Annotated in this window: 19 protein-coding genes; 8 read left to right on the forward strand and 11 right to left on the reverse strand. The window is 68.2% G+C overall.

Going from position 1 to position 15,377, the window contains the following annotated elements:
- Positions 1–19 precede the first annotated feature (19 nt).
- The 7 genes from BJY18_RS15810 to BJY18_RS15835 all read right to left on the reverse strand — a co-directional run bounded on the left by BJY18_RS15810 (position 20) and on the right by BJY18_RS15835 (position 3,740).
- The gene (locus BJY18_RS15810) at positions 20–640 is read right to left on the reverse strand and encodes a dihydrofolate reductase family protein (protein WP_184780704.1); all 621 of its coding nucleotides are present in this window, start codon (positions 638–640) and stop codon (positions 20–22) included.
- Positions 640–1,134 carry an SRPBCC family protein gene (locus BJY18_RS15815; RefSeq protein ID WP_184780705.1) on the reverse strand — a complete coding sequence of 165 codons (495 nt, stop codon included), beginning with the start codon at positions 1,132–1,134 and terminating at the stop codon, positions 640–642. The genes BJY18_RS15810 and BJY18_RS15815 overlap by 1 nt, the downstream gene beginning before the upstream one ends.
- A gap of 3 nt (positions 1,135–1,137) precedes the next feature.
- Positions 1,138–1,479 (reverse strand): ArsR/SmtB family transcription factor, encoded by a 342-nt coding sequence (locus BJY18_RS15820; protein WP_184780706.1) that lies wholly within the window; start codon positions 1,477–1,479, stop codon positions 1,138–1,140.
- Between the two features lie 425 nt (positions 1,480–1,904).
- Positions 1,905–2,150, reverse strand: coding sequence for a hypothetical protein (locus BJY18_RS36915; protein WP_246458881.1), 246 nt, complete (start codon positions 2,148–2,150; stop codon positions 1,905–1,907).
- On the reverse strand, positions 2,147–2,470 hold the full coding sequence (locus BJY18_RS36920; protein ID WP_246458882.1) for an alpha/beta hydrolase: 324 nt from the start codon (positions 2,468–2,470) through the stop codon (positions 2,147–2,149). Before BJY18_RS36920 ends, BJY18_RS36915 begins: the two co-directional genes overlap by 4 nt.
- 74 nt (positions 2,471–2,544) lie before the next feature.
- Positions 2,545–3,423 carry an IS3 family transposase gene (locus BJY18_RS15830; protein WP_184776787.1) on the reverse strand — a complete coding sequence of 293 codons (879 nt, stop codon included), beginning with the start codon at positions 3,421–3,423 and terminating at the stop codon, positions 2,545–2,547.
- An 11-nt stretch (positions 3,424–3,434) separates the two neighbouring features.
- The gene (locus tag BJY18_RS15835; protein ID WP_184780707.1) at positions 3,435–3,740 is read right to left on the reverse strand and encodes a transposase; all 306 of its coding nucleotides are present in this window, start codon (positions 3,738–3,740) and stop codon (positions 3,435–3,437) included.
- 249 nt (positions 3,741–3,989) lie between these two features.
- Between BJY18_RS15835 and BJY18_RS15840 the strand changes: the two genes are divergently transcribed.
- Positions 3,990–4,562, forward strand: a complete 573-nt coding sequence (locus tag BJY18_RS15840) for a TetR/AcrR family transcriptional regulator (protein WP_184780708.1) — start codon at positions 3,990–3,992, stop codon at positions 4,560–4,562.
- A gap of 17 nt (positions 4,563–4,579) precedes the next feature.
- Here the strand turns inward: BJY18_RS15840 and BJY18_RS15845 are convergent, their stop codons facing one another.
- Positions 4,580–5,182 (reverse strand): XRE family transcriptional regulator, encoded by a 603-nt coding sequence (locus tag BJY18_RS15845; protein WP_184780709.1) that lies wholly within the window; start codon positions 5,180–5,182, stop codon positions 4,580–4,582.
- Positions 5,183–5,591: 409 nt separating this feature from the next.
- Here BJY18_RS15845 and BJY18_RS15850 point away from each other — a divergent pair, with 409 nt between their 5' ends.
- The 6 genes from BJY18_RS15850 (at position 5,592) to BJY18_RS15875 (ending at position 12,840) form a co-directional block, all read left to right on the forward strand.
- Entirely contained in the window at positions 5,592–7,004 is a 1,413-nt protein-coding gene (locus tag BJY18_RS15850) for a serine hydrolase domain-containing protein (protein ID WP_184780710.1), read from the forward strand.
- A 95-nt stretch (positions 7,005–7,099) separates the two neighbouring features.
- Positions 7,100–8,515, forward strand: a complete 1,416-nt coding sequence (locus BJY18_RS15855) for an MFS transporter (protein ID WP_184780711.1) — start codon at positions 7,100–7,102, stop codon at positions 8,513–8,515.
- A gap of 72 nt (positions 8,516–8,587) precedes the next feature.
- Positions 8,588–10,033: an amidohydrolase family protein gene (locus tag BJY18_RS15860; protein ID WP_184780712.1), complete on the forward strand. Its 1,446-nt coding sequence runs from the start codon at positions 8,588–8,590 to the stop codon at positions 10,031–10,033.
- On the forward strand, positions 10,033–11,022 hold the full coding sequence (locus tag BJY18_RS15865; protein ID WP_184780713.1) for a dipeptidase: 990 nt from the start codon (positions 10,033–10,035) through the stop codon (positions 11,020–11,022). The genes BJY18_RS15860 and BJY18_RS15865 overlap by 1 nt, the downstream gene beginning before the upstream one ends.
- Before the next feature lie 71 nt (positions 11,023–11,093).
- On the forward strand, positions 11,094–12,332 hold the full coding sequence (locus BJY18_RS15870; RefSeq protein ID WP_184780714.1) for an NAD(P)/FAD-dependent oxidoreductase: 1,239 nt from the start codon (positions 11,094–11,096) through the stop codon (positions 12,330–12,332).
- 142 nt (positions 12,333–12,474) lie between these two features.
- The gene (locus BJY18_RS15875; RefSeq protein ID WP_184780715.1) at positions 12,475–12,840 is read left to right on the forward strand and encodes a RidA family protein; all 366 of its coding nucleotides are present in this window, start codon (positions 12,475–12,477) and stop codon (positions 12,838–12,840) included.
- Between the two features lie 63 nt (positions 12,841–12,903).
- Here the strand turns inward: BJY18_RS15875 and BJY18_RS15880 are convergent, their stop codons facing one another.
- Positions 12,904–13,134, reverse strand: coding sequence for a hypothetical protein (locus BJY18_RS15880; RefSeq protein ID WP_184780716.1), 231 nt, complete (start codon positions 13,132–13,134; stop codon positions 12,904–12,906).
- A gap of 135 nt (positions 13,135–13,269) precedes the next feature.
- Here BJY18_RS15880 and BJY18_RS15885 point away from each other — a divergent pair, with 135 nt between their 5' ends.
- On the forward strand, positions 13,270–14,280 hold the full coding sequence (locus tag BJY18_RS15885) for an NADPH:quinone reductase (protein WP_184780717.1): 1,011 nt from the start codon (positions 13,270–13,272) through the stop codon (positions 14,278–14,280).
- A 36-nt stretch (positions 14,281–14,316) separates the two neighbouring features.
- On the opposite strand, the gene BJY18_RS15890 is transcribed toward BJY18_RS15885, so the two are convergent.
- Complete coding sequence (locus BJY18_RS15890) at positions 14,317–14,592, reverse strand: hypothetical protein (RefSeq protein ID WP_184780718.1); 276 nt, start codon at positions 14,590–14,592, stop codon at positions 14,317–14,319.
- Between the two features lie 71 nt (positions 14,593–14,663).
- Positions 14,664–15,302 carry a TetR/AcrR family transcriptional regulator gene (locus BJY18_RS15895; RefSeq protein WP_184780719.1) on the reverse strand — a complete coding sequence of 213 codons (639 nt, stop codon included), beginning with the start codon at positions 15,300–15,302 and terminating at the stop codon, positions 14,664–14,666.
- Positions 15,303–15,377: the final 75 nt, after the last annotated feature.

Consider the following 15,377-nt stretch of genomic DNA (forward strand, 5'->3'; position numbering starts at 1 on the left):
CGAGACGGACGGGCTGTGGCTATCGCTTCCGGACTGTGTAGGTCAGGTGCGTCACCCTCGGGGAAAGCTCCGTCCGGACCGGCTCCAGGGCCACGCGGCTCGCGTCGATGCCTTCGAACAGGCGGATTCCGGTGCCGAACAGCACGGGTGACAGCGCGATCGAGAACTCGTCGATCAGGCCGGCATTCACGTACTGCAGGATCGTCGCGCCTCCGCCCGCGACGCGGACGTCCCGGTCGCCCGCTGCCTCGCGGGCCTGCTCGAGCGCGGTCTCGATGCCGTCGTTCACGAAATGGAACGTGGTCCCACCGGGACGCTCCCAGGAGTCACGCTTCTCGTGCGTCACCACGAAAACCTGCGTGTGGAACGGCGCATCCTCCGGCCACGCCTGCGCGCCGGCGTCGAACATGCGCTTGCCCATCACACTCGCGCCGGTGCGCTCGAACAGCTCCCGCACGATGTCGTTGTCGCGGCCCTCCTCCCCGCCCTCGCCCAGCCTGCCGTTCTCCCGGAAGAACCGCTGCGGGAAGATCCACTGCTGCAGTTCCATCCACTGCTGCCCCATCAAGTCCTCAATGGACTCAGGTGCGATGAACCCGTCCAGCGACATCGACACGCTGAAGAACACCTTGCCGGCCATCAGCCCTGCGCTCCGTTCGAAACGATCTCGGTGACGTAAGCAGCCAGGTTGCCCAGGGTCTGCTGGCCGCCCTCGACCGCGTGGTACTTCTCGACCGCCTCGTCACGCAGTTCCGCGGTGGGGAACACCGTGCGCATCTCGATCCGGGTCGCCGCGCCGTGCAGCGCGAACGTCAGCACCGACTCGAAGGCGTTCGGGTCGTCGCGGAATTCACCGTGCAGCAACGAGATCCGCTCCGGCGGGACGATCTCGGTCCAACGGATCCACTCGGGATAGTCCGTCCCGTCCGGTCCCCGCATCGCGAAGTCCCACTCCCCGCCGACACGGAACTCGAACGCCCGCGTCGTGGTGGTGAATCCGTCCGGCCCCCACCACCGCGAGAGGTGCCGCACCTCGGTGAACGCCTCGAACACCAGCTCTCGCGGGGCCTCGATCACCCGGGAAAGGACGATCTCGCGGTCGGCCGTCGGCGCTCCCGGTCCTGTCGTGCCCATCACCTAGTCCTCCTGCCTTGCCTGCTTGAGGTCCTGCACGTACGCGTCCAACCGGTCGAAGCTCTCGTTCCAGAACCGCTCGAACCCACCGGTCCACTCGTGAACCGGACGCAGCCCGCGGGCGTCGATGCCGTACAGGCGCTGCTTGCCTGCCTTGCGGTCCCGCACCAGCCCGACATCCCGCAGCACCCGCAGGTGCTTGGACGCGCCCGGCTGGGACATCCCGAGCTCGCCGGCCACCTCGGTCACCGGCCGCTCGCCTGCCCGCAGCAGCACCAGAATCTCCCGCCGCCGCGGCTCGGCGATCGCGTTGAAGACGTCCGACGTGGTCGCTGCTCGTGCCATGACGGTCATCATATTCCCATATCGGCATACGTCAACTGCGATCCGCTCGGCTACGGAACCGATCACGCTGTGACCGCGTGGAACACCAAGGACCGCTGCCGGTGCCCACTCGGCCGGCCGGGGGGGTGGTGCGGCGAAGCCGGGCCACTGCACACGACAATCGGGGGCCGCCCATGGTGCCGGCACGCACGGAGGCCGAGTCCGTCTCGGCACGGCAGGCACATCTGGTCTCCCTGTCCGGACGCTGTCAACGCAGGGCGCACAGGTACCGCGTGATGTGGCCGCCGAGGTCACCGAGCGCAGCGACGGCTGCCATCTCGTGGTGGGACTCCGGCGCACTGAACGTCTACCGCCGCCGGCACGGGAGCTTCACCGCGGCCGACCGCAACACGGGCTGCTGCTGGCCGTCGAACTCGCCCGCACCCTCACTCGGCACCACACCGAACTGGACGATCCCAGGCTCGGCAGGTTCGGAGGTAGCTGAGGAAGGAGGCCTGCAGGCCGGTCAGGTGTGTTTCGTTCAGGATCGCACTGGTGACGGCTGCGCCGCGAGAGGTGAGGCCGTGCAGGATGGCGGCGGTGTTTGTGGCGGTGTTCTGGTAGATGCCCAGGTCTCCGAGAAGCTCTCGGTCGTTGAACGTGACGTGAAGTTTGGTGGCGTTGTCACTCATCTCCTTGAGCTGAGCGAAGACCTGGCTGTCTTCGCTGGCAATACCAGGACTGCCCGCGCCGATGCTTTCGAAGAACGCGTTGCCCGCGTCATCCTGCCCGCCTGAACTCCCGTCTCCACCGCATCAAGGAACTTCTTGGCGACGGGCTCGCCGGGAGGAACGAGATCTCGATTGCGCAGCCGCGCCCAGTGCTGCGCCTCCTCGCCCGCGTAGCCGACGCTGACTTGCAGGTACGGCTCAATCTTGTGCATGGGGTCGGCCTGACTGACGATCAGCGGAGCTGTCATACCCACGGCCCAGTTACCGTCGAGCACATACACAGCAGGCACTCGCGTCGTGGCGCGGTCGTAGCCTGGTGGCGTGGTGAGGTTCCCCCGCTTGGCCGGAGAGCGGATTATCTGGTTCCGGCGGGGGCCGGTTGATGGTAGCTGGCCTCGTACTCGGTGGGCGAGTGCCAGTCCAGCTTCTTCTGGATCCGCTGGGTGTTGTACCAGCCATCAATGTAGGCGAACAGGGCGTTCTCGGCTTCTTCCCTTGTCCGCCAACTGTTCCGGTAGACCAGCTCGGTCTTGAGCGTGGAGAAGAAGTTCTCCATCAACGCATTGTCGTAACTGTCACCGACCGAGCCCATCGATTGTACGATCCCGTTGTCCGCCAACCGGTTCGAGAACCGAAACGCCGTGTAGGTCGATCCCCTGTCCGAATGATGGATCAGCTGGCCTTCCCGGACCTGCCGCGACCACACCGCATACTCCAACGCGCCCAGCACCAGCTCGGTGTCGCAGCGATCCGAGCACTTCCAGCCCACGATCCGGTTGGAGAACGCATCGCGGACCGCAGCGAGCCACAACACGCCCTGACCAGTCACAATCCGGGTAGCGTCAGCTACCCACAACCGGTTCGGCTCGACCGCGGTGAAGTCCCGGTTGACCAGGTCCGGCGCCGGCGTGGCCCGCGGATCCTGCCGAGTAGACCCGGTTCGCCACTTCTTGCGCAGGAACGCGCCTTGCAACCCGGCACGCCGCATCAGCCGCTCGACACGTTTACGACCCACCTGGATGCCTCGGCGGCGCAACATCGCGTGCACCCGCGGCGAGCCATAGGTACCGCCCGAGCAGGTGTGAATATCGACGATCTCAGCCACCAGACCATCGTCGGCTACCCGCCGCGCCGAGGGCTGTTTCGCCTGCTTGAGCCATCCGTAGAAGGTCGAGGACGCGATACCCAAAACCCGCAATACGAGATCGACCGGGTGCTGCGGATGCTCACGCACGAACCGCATCATCACCTCCGGGTCGGGCCGATCTCGGAGGCGAAATACGCGCTCGCATCACGCAGCACGGCGTTGACCCGCTCCAGGTCCGCGACCCGCTTGCGCAGCTGCTTGTTCTCCTCGACCATCTCACTGGTCGGCCGGTCGGCTCGCTCACCACAATCGGCCTCGTCCTGGCGAATCCAGTTCCGCAACGCCTCGTGATGCACGCCGAGCTGCTCGGCCAGCTTCCGGATCACCGGCTTCGGGTCAGACTCCCGGTACAGCCGGACCGCCCGGGCCCGCAACTCGTCGGAGTACTTCTTCGGTGCCGCCACTGATGTCCTCCTTCCGGCCCTATCGGACCATGGCTTGGAGCTCTCCGTGAAAGCGGGGGAACCTCATGGTGACCCAGATGCCGTACTCAGACCCGCCGCTGGAACGCATCTCGAAGTAGTCGGTATCGGCAAGGCAACCCTGCCACATGGCACTCATCGGACGTCCTCCACTGGTGCGGGCCGACCGCGACGATGGGCGAAGCGCCAGGGCGCCGTCAGTCATTCTTTTCCAATGGATAAACTGTGGGAGTGATCGTGTCAAGCTCGGAACGCAAGGCTGACGCGCGCGAGCGTCTCCTGGCTCGGCTTCTCGACGCGTTCGGCGAGGATCTGCCCCCGCCGGAGGTGTCGCTGCGCGAGGTCGCCGCCCGGGCCCAGACCAGTCACGCCCTCCTGCGGTACCACTTCGGGTCACACTCGGGCGTTCTGGCAGCCATGCTCAAGGCACACCGATCCCGTGACAACGCGGTGCTGTTCAAGACCGCCCGGCAGGGCACCTTCGACGATTTCGTCGTGGCGATCTGGCGGACCTACACCCGCCCGAAGCAGCTCTCCCGTTCCCGCGGCTTCTTCCACGTCGCCGGGCTGGCCGCGTACCGCCCGGAAGATTTCGGTGAATTCATCGACTCCCTCGACGACCTGACGACGATGCTGGCCTCGCTCGCGGAACGCGAAGGCGCCGGCGCCGAGGAAGCGCTGACTCTGGCGACCGTCACGATCGCCGCCATCCGCGGCCTGCTCCTGCGGGAAGTCCTGAATCCAGGCACCCACCCGGAGGACGCGGTCGCCTTCGTCCTGCGCATGAGCAAGCCCCACCCTTGATTCCCCGGCGGATACGGCTACCAGTAAGGGGAATTCATGAACGCGATCATTTCCGCGGGCCGGTCACCGTCATTGCGGAGCGCATGCGGCTTGCTGGCGTCGTACTCCACGAACTGCCGTTCCTCGAGGAGGTACTCCCGGTCGCTGTAGAGCAGGACCAGCTCGCCGGAGATCACCCATCCGAAGTCGCGGCCCTTGTGGGCCAGGACCTCGCTGAATGACGCACCCGGCTCGAACGTGACGAGCACGGCCTGCGCACCGGAGTAGTCGCTTTTCAGGAGCCGGTAGGTCACTCCCGCGCCGCGGTCGATCTGCTGCAAGCTCTCGGGGGCGACGATGGCGGGGCCGGCAGTGGTCTCGTCCTCGACGAGCAGTTCGCTCGCGCTGATCTTGTAGAAATCCGCCAGCCGGGAGAATCGCGAGAGCGAAATGTCCGCCTGCCCGCGTTCGAGCATGCTGAGAAAGGACATGGACAGGCCGACCTCGCCGGCCACCTGCTCGATCGTCAGTTTGCGAAGATGACGCAGCCGGCGAAGCCGCTCCCCGAGGCGTTGCTGCCGTTCCTCGCCGGGAGGGCCGGGAGGGGCCGCGGCGAGTTCCTCTTCGATCTTGCGCGCCATGGGACTCAACACTCCGACTCGATCGATGACGGCCTCGGCCATGGTAGCAGCGAGCCGGCCACGCCCTGCGGTCCTCATATCCGCAGTTTCCTTACAGGCGAGGCGAAATCCAGCAGTACACGGGCGCACGAACGCTCCGGTGGACCGGAGATCGCCGAAGTGGTGATCCACTGCGTGGCCTCGCCGTCCATGGCCTTCTGACGCGCGCGGGGAGGGACTTGACGAGCCGAGGCATAGTCAACACAATGAAGAAATATCAACGATAACTATGAACCACCAGGAACGCTATGCCATTCAGTGCGCGACCAGTCACCGTGGGTGGCAATGCTGCCCGGCGCGCACCCGCGCTGTGCGCTCCGAGTGATGGCCCGCGCTCCTCGTCCGCTCTCCCCGACCCAAGGAAGTGACCATGGTCGACCTGGACTCGCTGCGCGCGCATCTCACCGAAGTCCTCGACGCCCAGTCCGCGGCGACCGGGGTCGCCGGGGCAGTGGTCGGCGTCGCGGTGGGCGGCGATCAGTTCTCGCTCGCCCACGGCAGTGCGAACCTCAACACCGGCCAGGAGTTCACGACGGACACCGGATGGCTGCTCGGCTCGGTCACCAAGGTGCTGACGGCGACCGCCCTGCTGCGGCTGGTGGATGCCGGCACCGTCGACCTCGACGCGCCGGCGCGCCGGTACCTTCCCGAGTTCACCCTCGCCGATACCGATGCGGCCGAGGCCATCACGGTGCGGATGCTGATCAACCACACCAACGGCATCGACGCCGATGACCTGATGCCCGCCGCCGTACGGGGCCGCGACGCGACGCGATCCTACGTCGACCAGCTGCCCGACTTCGGCTGCCTGTTCGAGCCTGGCACAGGCATTCACTACTCCAACCCCGGATTCGTGCTCGCCGCGCGGATCCTCGAGGAGCAGACCGGGCTTCCGTTCGAGAGGGCGATCCAGACCGAGCTCTTCGAGCCGTGCGGCATGCGTGACGCGACCGCGGTCCAGACCCAGGCGTTCTTACGCCGCACCGCGATCGGCGCGCACGCCTCCGACGAGCCGGGGAAGCTGCGGGCGACGTCGCTGTTCAGCCTGCCCGAGTCCGCCGCCGGAGCCGGCGGGACACCGATCGTGACGGTCGCCGACATGATGGCCTTCGGCCGGATGCACCTGGCCGGTGGCCTCGCGCCGGACGGCGGGCGGGTGCTGTCGCAGGAGCTCGCGGCGGCGATGCTGACCCCGACCTTCGACCTCGGACTCCCCTCGGTGCCGTCGATGGGCCTCGGCTGGTGGCTGACTCCGATCGCCGGGACGACGGCGGCCTGGCACGGTGGCGGTTCGCCGGGGGGCGCGTCGAGCTTCTGCATCGTGCCCGAACACGACGCCGTCATCGTCAGCTTTGTCAGCGGCCCCAACGCTTTGCTGAACGACAAGCTGCACACCGCCGTGCTCGAGCACCTCACCGGGCAGCAGGCGACCGCGCCGTTCGGCGGAGACCCGGCAGACGCCGACCCCTCCATGGCCGGCGGGTACACCGCCTTCCACGTCGACAAGAACATCAGCGTCCACGACGGCACCCTGCTCGTGCGGACGGCTTTCCCGTTCCACGACGAGGAGCTGGAGCGCACTTTGGACGGCTACGGGACGTCCGGCTCGTCCACCGTCACCTACGTGCCGGCCGCCCCCGGCCTCTTCCTGCCCGAGGACTCCGACCCGCGCACCACCGCCGGTTTCTACGGCCGGTTCAGCATCCTCGCCGACCTCCCTCCGGCGCCCGGACGACCACGCGGCATCCACACCGGACTCCGCTTCATACCCAAGACCAGCTGATCGACGACCGAACCCGCCCCTCCGCTCGGAGAACGGCCTGACCGGAACGGATCCGCCACCCCACCACGTTCGCGCTCTCCTGGAGGAGGCTGTCAATGTCGACACCCCCGCTCACCACCGAAACGCACCCGAGAACCGGGGCTCTCGCCACGGCGATCCTCGGCACCGTCATCCTCGTCCTCAACCTGCTCGAATCGATGCTCGTGCCGGCGCTGCCCCTGATCCAAGCCGGCGTGGGCGCTTCGACCGCTTCGATCACCTGGGTCTTCACCGGGCTGCTGCTGTCCGGCGCGGTCAGTACGCCGCTGATCGGACGACTGGCCGAACTCCACAACAAGAAGACGGTCTTCTTCGTCGTGTGGGGAGTGGTCGTGGCCGGCGTGCTGCTCAGCGCCCTCGCCACCTCGATCGTCCCGCTCGCGATCGGTCAGGTCCTCCAGGGCGCCGGGCTCGGTTTCGCCCCGCTGGCGATCGGCCTGGTGCGGGAGACGCAATCCGCCGAGAAGGCCAAGACCAGTACCGGCCTGCTCATCGGCATGTCCGCGCTGGGCTCGGTCGCCGGGCTGCTGTTGTCCGGCCCGCTGCTGACGGTGCTGTCCTACCATTGGCTCTACTGGCTCCCGCTGGCCGCGCTGGTGCTCCTCGGGATCGTGGCCGTGCCGGTGTTCCCCGCCACCCCGGCCGGCGGCGAGGGCAGGATCGACTGGGTGGGCGCGGTCCTGCTCAGCGCCGGGTTGTTCGCGGTGCTGATCGCTCTCACCGAGGCTCCGGCATGGGGATGGTCGTCGGCGCAGTTCCTCCTGCTCGCCGCGCTGGGCGTGGTGCTGCTGGCCGCGTTCACGACGGCAGAGCTGAAAATGGAGCAACCACTGGTCGATCTTCGCGCCGGTGGCAAAGCGGTGATCATCACCTGCGTGGTCGCCTTCGCCGTCGGCTGGGCGACCTACGCGGTCTACGTCGCGCTCCCGACCATCGTGGCGGCGCCCCCGTCCGTCGGATACGGACTCGGCGGGACACCGACCACGGCCGGATTGCTGCTGCTGCCACTGGGAGTGCTCGGCGCCGTCTCGGCGGCACTGACCGGCCGGCTGGAGCGGATCTTCGGGAGCAAGACGTTGATGATCCTGTCCTGCCTTCCGGTGGTGGCCTCCTCGGCGATCCTGTTCCTGGCCCGGCACGACGCAGCGGTGCTCGCGCTCGCCTCGGGACTGGCCGGGCTCGGCATCGGCATCGGGCTGACCCAGGCGATGAACATCGTGTCGTCCTCGGTGCCCGTGGAGCGGCTGGCCAGCGCGAGCGGCTTCCTCCTGGTCCTGCGCCAGGTCGGCGGGACGCTGGGGGCGCAGGTGTCGGGCAGTGTCCTGGCCGGCGGTCTCATCGAGGGGACACCGTTGCCCACGTGGTCGTCCTTCGGCGCGATCTTCTGGATATCGACGGTGGTCGGCCTCGGGGCGATCGCCACCAGCCTGGCTCTCCCCCGCCGTCTGGCCGGCGCCGCGGTGACGAGCTGAGAATGACTGGCAAGTGACTATTCGACGTACTGCGTCCGGGCGACCGGATGCAGTCGATCAGGAAGGAAGGAAATGGCACTGCTGTTGACCGGTGCGACCGTCATCGACGGCGTTTCCGAAGAGGGTGTCAGCGATCGAGCGATCCTGACCGAGAACGGCCGCATCGTGGCCATCGGTCGCGCGGCTGACCTGTCGATTCCGGCGGACACCGAAACCATCGACTTCAGCGGGAAGTTCATCATTCCCGGGCTGCTGAACGCCAATGTGCATCTGCTGGTCAGCGCCCTGCTCGAGACGCTGATCCGGTACGAGGGGCGCTACGAGGAGCTGATCACCGAGGCCGCCCAGGTCGCTCTGAAGAGCGGCATGACGACAGTCTTCGACACCTGGGGGCCGCGAGGTCCGCTCATGGCGGTCCGTGACCGGATCGACCGGGGGCTGGTCCCGGGCAGTCGTATCCGTTGCGCCGGTAACATCATCGGATTCGAGGGCCCGTTCTCCGACGACTTCAACAAGCGCATTCCCGGTGTGGGCAGCACTCATTTCGTGGACCGGGTGAATGCGACGTGGGTCGAGAACACCGGCCGGCATCTGATGTGGCTGACCCCCGAAGCAGTCGGCGAAGAGGTTCGCACGTACCTCGGGCGCGGGATCGACTTCGTCAAATACGCTTCGAACGAGCACGGTGGCTCCTCGGCAGGCGCCTTCATCCAATTCTCCGAGCGCACGCAGCGCGTCATCGTCGAGGAAGCGCATCGTGCCGGCGTGACCGCGCAGGCCCACGCGCAATCGGTCGAGGGCTTGCGGATGGCGATCGAGGCCGGCTGCGACCTGATCCAGCACTGCAACATGACGGGACCCACCGAGATCCCCCGCGAAACCCTCGAGCTCTTCGCGCAGGGAAACTGCGGCGCCGTCGTCTTTCCGTTGACCGACAACGGCCTGAACATCCTGAAGGAGTCCATTTCGGACTACGAGTGGACGATATGGAAGGCCTCGGACACCAACGTCCGCAATCTCATCAGCTCCGGCGCGACCATTCTCCTCGCCAATGACGGCGGCATCCTCGCGCCGGAAGTCATGAAAGAGCCGATGATCAAGGGGACCTGGAACGGACTGCCCGAGGACGAGGGTCTGGGTCGCCTGGCGACGGGTCACTTCGTCTGGCTCAGGGCCATGGAGGAGAAGGGCATGTCGCCGATGGCGTTGCTGCACGCGGCGACCCGCAACATCGCCGAGGCCTACCAGGTCGACGACGACCTCGGGACACTCGAGGCCGGCAAGGTCGCCGACATGGTCGTGCTCGACGAGGATCCGTTGCAGAGCGCGAAGAACTACCAAAGCATCCACGCCGTGATCAAGGACGGCGCCGTGGTGGATCTCGACGCGCTGCCGGAACAGGCGCTGTTGACCGCGGACCTTCCTCCCGCGCTGGAGGAAGAGGCCCACTACAAGGAATTCCTCCATCACGGCGAACGCCTGCCGGGCTGCCCCTCCTGTATGAACGGACATCACTGATGACGCGAACGACCCAGCCGGACTCCGCCACGCTCCACGCGCAGGCGCTGGTGTGGGAGCAGCACTGCTGTCTTCCGCTCGACCCGGACACCGACGTCGACGAGCTGTGGCGGTACGCCGAGTCGGGGGCGTCGTTCGTGTCGGTGAACGCCGGCTACGCGCCGCACGACATCGCGGACACCATCCGGGTGCTGTCGGGATTCCGGCGTCAGCTGCTCGCCGAGCCCGACCGCTACGTCCTGGCGCGTACGACCGAGGACGTGCGCACGGCGAAGGCCACCGGACGGCTCGCGGTCGCGTTCGACCTGGAAGACACCCGCCCGTTGGGTGGCAGCGTCGACCTGGTCCAGACCTACTACGACCTCGGTGTGCGCACCATGCTGCTGACCTACAACCAGCGCAACGCCGCCGGTTCGGGCTGCCACGACGAGACCGATGGTGGCGTGACGGAGTTCGGCCGGGAGGTGGTGGCCGAGATGAACCGGGTGGGAATGGTGGTCGACGCCGCGCACTGTTCCTACCGCACGTCGATGGACGTCTTCGCGGCGTCGTCCGCGCCGGTCGTGCTCTCCCACACGGCGGCGCGTGCGGTGCACGATCACGAGCGCAACGTGTGGGACGACCAGATGCTGGCGTGTGCGGCCACCGGTGGCGTCGTCGGCATCGACGGCGTCGGCATCTTCCTCGGCGACAACGACGCGAGCACCGAGGCGCTCGTCCGTCACCTCGACCATGCCGTCGAGCTGGTCGGGTGGGAGCACGTGGGACTGGGCCTGGACTTCTGCTTCGGCAGTGCCGATGCCGAGCTCGCCGAGAACCCCGACCTGTTCCCGTCGAGCTACGCGCAGTGGGACCGCATGGAGTTCATCGAGCCGGAGCGCCTGCCCGCGATCACGGCCGCCCTGGCCGGCCGCGGGTACGCGCCGGAAGCCGTCCACGGGATCTTGGGCGGGAATTTCCTGCGCGTGGCGGAAAACGTGTGGCGCTGATCGGCGAAGGCGCGGTCCCCGAACAGCCCCTGCCGCCGATTGCCGGCTGGCAACCCATTTCAGGAGTCGATATGAACGGAACATCTTCACCACGGCGCGTTGTCGTCGTGGGAGCCGGGGTGGTCGGGCTCTCGTGTGCGTGGTTCCTGCAGGAGCACGGCGCGGAAGTCACGGTTCTCGACCGGTCGGGGGTGGCGGCGGGCGCGTCGTGGGGCAACGCCGGCTACCTCGTACCGGCCATGGTGGCGCCGCTCGCGGAGCCGGCGATGCTGCGCGAGGGCGTGCGGAGCCTGTTCACCCCGGGTTCGCCGCTCGCGGTGGACCGGCGGCTGTCCGCGGCCACGGTGGCGTTCCTGGCCGGCTTCGCCCGGAACGCGACAGCGTCCCGGTGGCAGCGGGGAATGGCCGCGCTCGCGCCGCTGGCGGTGGAAAGCCTCGGCGCCTTCGACGAACTGGCCAAGGGCGGTGTCCCGGCGGAGGTCCACGAGCGGAGCATCCGGATCGGGTTCACGGCGGGCCAGGACACCGCGGGATTGGAGCACGAACTCGCCGCCGCCCGCGCCGGCGGGCAGGAGGTGTCCTACCGGATCTCGGCGGGGCACGAAGCTCCGTTCTCCGGCCGGGTCGCGCAGGTGCTGCATCTGGACGGGCAGCGGTTCATCGCGCCGGGCCGGTTCCTCGACGCGCTCGCCGGGTCGGTGCGGGAGCGAGGTGGCGAGATCGTCACGGGTGCCCACGTGCAGTCGATCGGATTCGGTCCGGACGGGCTGCAGGTGGACACCTGGGCCGGGCCGCCGCACCGCGCCGACGCTGTCGTGCTCGCGACAGGTGCGTGGTTGCCGCAGCTGGGACGACGGCTGGGGGTGCGGGTGCCGGTGCAGGCCGGGCGTGGCTACTCGTGCAGCGTCCGGCTCGCCGAACCGCTCACCGGCCCGGTCTACCTGCCCGGTGCCCGTGCGACGCTCACCCCGTACGGAGACCGGGTCCGCGTCACCGGCACCATGGAGATCACCGACCGGGACGCGCCCTTCGACGGCAGGCGCCTGGACTCCATCCTGCGCTCGATCCGCCCGCTGCTCGACGCCGACTGGGACGACGTGCGCGAACCGTGGGTCGGGTCCCGGCCGCTGACGCCCGACGGCCTGCCGGTGATCGGTGCGACGAAGATCGCCGGCGTCCACGTCGCGGGCGGCCACGGCATGTGGGGGGTGACGCTGGGACCGGTCACCGGGAAACTGCTGGCCGGGCAGATCATGAACGGGACCCGCGCACCCGGGATGGCCCCGTTCGACCCGCTGCGCCGCGGGTGAATCCGGGGACGGCATCGCCGGTTCCGGCCGGCGCCGTCTGCCGGTTCGGCGCGAATGCTCAGTTGCCCGCTCGGCGCCGCAACGATCAACCAGCGACCCGTCCGGGGACGCTGCTTCCTTCCCACGCACGAGGAGAGTTTCGATGAGTCAAGACGCGATCACCCCGCCGCCCGCGCCGTCGTTTCGCCGGCAGGGCAATCTCCTGCTGCTGTCGGGCCAGGTCGGCGTGGACGAGAGCTGGCGGCCGGTGACCGGCGCCTTCCAGGACGAGGCTCGCGCGGCCTTCGCGAACGTCCGGCGGGTGCTGGCCGAGGCCGGCGCGCAACCGGACCAGATCCTCAAAGTCACCGCCTACCTGACCGATTTCGGGAACTTCGCGCGCTACAACGAGGTCTGGACCGAGGAGTTCCCCGAGCTGCGTCCCGCCCGCACGACGATCGGCGCGCAGCTGGTCCCGCCCTTTCGCGTCGAACTCGACGTCGTCGCGTGGCTCGACGACACTCCCTGAGCCAGCAGAACCGAAGGTGCCGCGGCCCATCGTGATGGGCCGCGGCACGGGTTCGAGATGTGCTCAGATCAGGTAGAGCCACCACTTCTGGCCGGCCGCGCTGCCGGAGTGCGGGCCGGTGCAGTCGTACCGGCTCGCCTTACCGGACTTCACGTACTGCAACCCCGCGGTCCGGCAGGCGGATTCCGAGGAGTACTTGGCGTACGGGTCCTGTGCGGACGCTGTTCCCGCGCCGGCCAGCAGCATGCCGAACGCGGCCGAAGCCACCGCTGCCGTTGTCAGAACGCGTTTCATCGATATTCCCTCCAGTCGACGTTCACGATCGTCATCATGGCATGCGGTTGTGCGGCGTGTCCGCCTCATTCGCCAGGATGAAACAGCACTGGGGAACGACGGGGAAAGCGGTCCCGGCGCTGCTATGTTCGGAATATGCGAGCGATCGTTTATTCCGAGACCGGCCCGTCCTCCGTTCTGCGGCTTGTCGAACGGCCCGAGCCCACCGCGGGTCCAGGCGAGGTGGTGGTGCGCGTCGTTCGTTCGGGGGTGAACCCGACGGACTGGAAACACCGTGCGGGAACAGGGCTGAGCACGCCCGGCGGTGAGGTCGGGCCGGGGCACGACGGCGCGGGCGTCGTCGAGGCGGTCGGGCCGGGCGTCGACCACGTCGGTACCGGCGACCGCGTATGGCTGCTGCTCGCCGGGACCGGCCCGGTGCACGGCACCGCCGCGGAACTGACCGTGCAACCGGCGAATCGTGTTGTGCCGCTTCCGGATGGCGCGTCCTTCGACCTGGGAGCCGCCTTGGGTGTCCCGTTCATCACCGCGCACCGGTCGCTGACCTCCGGCACCGTGCCCCGGCTCGCGGCCGGTGCACTGGCGGGGCAGACCGTGCTCGTCGCCGGCGGTGCGGGCGCCGTCGGCAACGCCGCGATCCAGCTGGCCCGCTGGGCCGGGGCGACCGTCATCACCACCGTCAGTTCCGCGGAGAAGGCCGCACTGGCGCGAGCTGCCGGGGCGCACCACGTGGTGAACTACCGCGAGGGCGATCCCGCGGCCGAGATCCTGGCCGCCGCACCGGCCGGGGTCGACCTGATCGCCGAGGTCGCCCCGGCTGCCAACATCGCGCTCGATCTGGCGGTGGCCGGAAACCACGGCACGGTCGCGATCTACGCCGAAAACGGTGGCAACGAGGTGATGCTGCCGGCGCAGGCGGCGATGGGCAAGAACCTGCGCTTCGCGTTCGCCGTGCTGTACACCTTGGACGAAGCACTGGTGCAGGCCGCCGTCGAAGACCTCACCGCCGCCCTCGCCGACGACGCTCTACGGGTGGGAGAAGCGGCCGGACTTCCGCTGCACCACTACAACCTGGCCAACACTGCGGACGCCCACGACGCCGTCGAACGGGGGACGATCGGCAAGGTCCTGCTGGACCTGGGCTGAGCGGCCACACCACACCCGGAGTGGCCGGTCGTGCCGCTACTTCCGCGATTCTCGTTCGATCCGGTACTGCTCGATCAGCTCGGGGTAGTCGTCCGGGTCAGCCAGGACCGGCAGCCGGCCGCCGACGCGCCGGGCGACGTCCTCGGCTGTCGACTGGTCCGCGCAGACTGTGAGCAGCAGACCGTTTTCGGCACTGCTCAGGCTCCATGGCACCGGACACGGCGGCGCATGGTTCTCGTCAGGGCACAGTTCCCGCGCGATGGACTCCTTCAGTTCGTCGCCACCCGGGACGACGATGTCATACACCTGCACCGGACAGACGGTAGTTTCCGGAAACCCGCCGCACATCAGGAATGTCCCGGATAGCCGGTCTCCGGGTCCGTTCAGTTCGCGGGGTCGTCGGCGGCGGGCTCCGGACGGTGAAGCAGGCCGTGCGCGACGACGTCGGTCGCGGCGGCGAGCAGCTTGCGCAGCTGCGGCTCGTCCTGGCGGAGACCGTCCGGGCGCCAGCCGAGGCTGATGATGCCGTTCCATGCCGCCCAGAGCACCGTGGCGGTTTCGCGGGGGTCGACGCGCCGGAGCTGCCCGGAGTCGATTCCGCGGACCAGCGCGTCGACGAGACGCCGGTTCTGCTCGTCGACCGTCACGGCGAGGCGTTCGGCGAGTTCCCTTCCCGCCGGATAGTGGCCCGGATCCCGTGGGAAGGCCAGCATCCGGAAGTACTCCGGATGGTCGAGGTACAGCTGCAGGTACTCCTCGGCCGCGGCGTAGATCTGCGCGAGCGGGGTGCGGGTCCCGGTGTAGGCGCGGTCCATGTGCTGCCGGTCGGCCTCGAGCGCACGCTCGACGAGCGCGGCGTGCAGGCCCGCCTTCGAGCCGAAGTTGTTGTAGAGCGAGCCGACGGCGACCCCGGCCCGTTCGGCGATCTCCTCGACGGTGACCTCGTCCACCGACCGGTCGCGGAACAGCTGCTCCGCGGCACTGAGCAGGCGGTCGAGGGTGCGTTGCTTGCGAGGGTCCATCAGGCCTCTCTTGTAATCGTTGCAGGACTCCGGTGTCGATGCTACCGTACCGGCACAGTTGTTGTAATCACTATA

Origin of the sequence: Amycolatopsis jiangsuensis, assembly GCF_014204865.1 — a bacterium.
Classification (GTDB): Bacteria; Actinomycetota; Actinomycetes; order Mycobacteriales; family Pseudonocardiaceae; genus Amycolatopsis; species Amycolatopsis jiangsuensis.

Coding starts and splice junctions, on each gene's coding strand:
- BJY18_RS15810 (WP_184780704.1), bottom strand. CDS start 640: ATGGCCGGCAAGGTGTTCTTCAGCGTGTCGATGTCGCTGGACGGGTTC.
- BJY18_RS15815 (WP_184780705.1), bottom strand. CDS start 1,134: ATGGGCACGACAGGACCGGGAGCGCCGACGGCCGACCGCGAGATCGTC.
- BJY18_RS15820 (WP_184780706.1), bottom strand. CDS start 1,479: ATGGCACGAGCAGCGACCACGTCGGACGTCTTCAACGCGATCGCCGAG.
- BJY18_RS36915 (WP_246458881.1), bottom strand. CDS start 2,150: ATGAGTGACAACGCCACCAAACTTCACGTCACGTTCAACGACCGAGAG.
- BJY18_RS15845 (WP_184780709.1), bottom strand. CDS start 5,182: ATGGCGCGCAAGATCGAAGAGGAACTCGCCGCGGCCCCTCCCGGCCCT.
- BJY18_RS15850 (WP_184780710.1), top strand. CDS start 5,592: ATGGTCGACCTGGACTCGCTGCGCGCGCATCTCACCGAAGTCCTCGAC.
- BJY18_RS15855 (WP_184780711.1), top strand. CDS start 7,100: ATGTCGACACCCCCGCTCACCACCGAAACGCACCCGAGAACCGGGGCT.
- BJY18_RS15860 (WP_184780712.1), top strand. CDS start 8,588: ATGGCACTGCTGTTGACCGGTGCGACCGTCATCGACGGCGTTTCCGAA.
- BJY18_RS15865 (WP_184780713.1), top strand. CDS start 10,033: ATGACGCGAACGACCCAGCCGGACTCCGCCACGCTCCACGCGCAGGCG.
- BJY18_RS15870 (WP_184780714.1), top strand. CDS start 11,094: ATGAACGGAACATCTTCACCACGGCGCGTTGTCGTCGTGGGAGCCGGG.
- BJY18_RS15875 (WP_184780715.1), top strand. CDS start 12,475: ATGAGTCAAGACGCGATCACCCCGCCGCCCGCGCCGTCGTTTCGCCGG.
- BJY18_RS15880 (WP_184780716.1), bottom strand. CDS start 13,134: ATGAAACGCGTTCTGACAACGGCAGCGGTGGCTTCGGCCGCGTTCGGC.
- BJY18_RS15885 (WP_184780717.1), top strand. CDS start 13,270: ATGCGAGCGATCGTTTATTCCGAGACCGGCCCGTCCTCCGTTCTGCGG.
- BJY18_RS15895 (WP_184780719.1), bottom strand. CDS start 15,302: ATGGACCCTCGCAAGCAACGCACCCTCGACCGCCTGCTCAGTGCCGCG.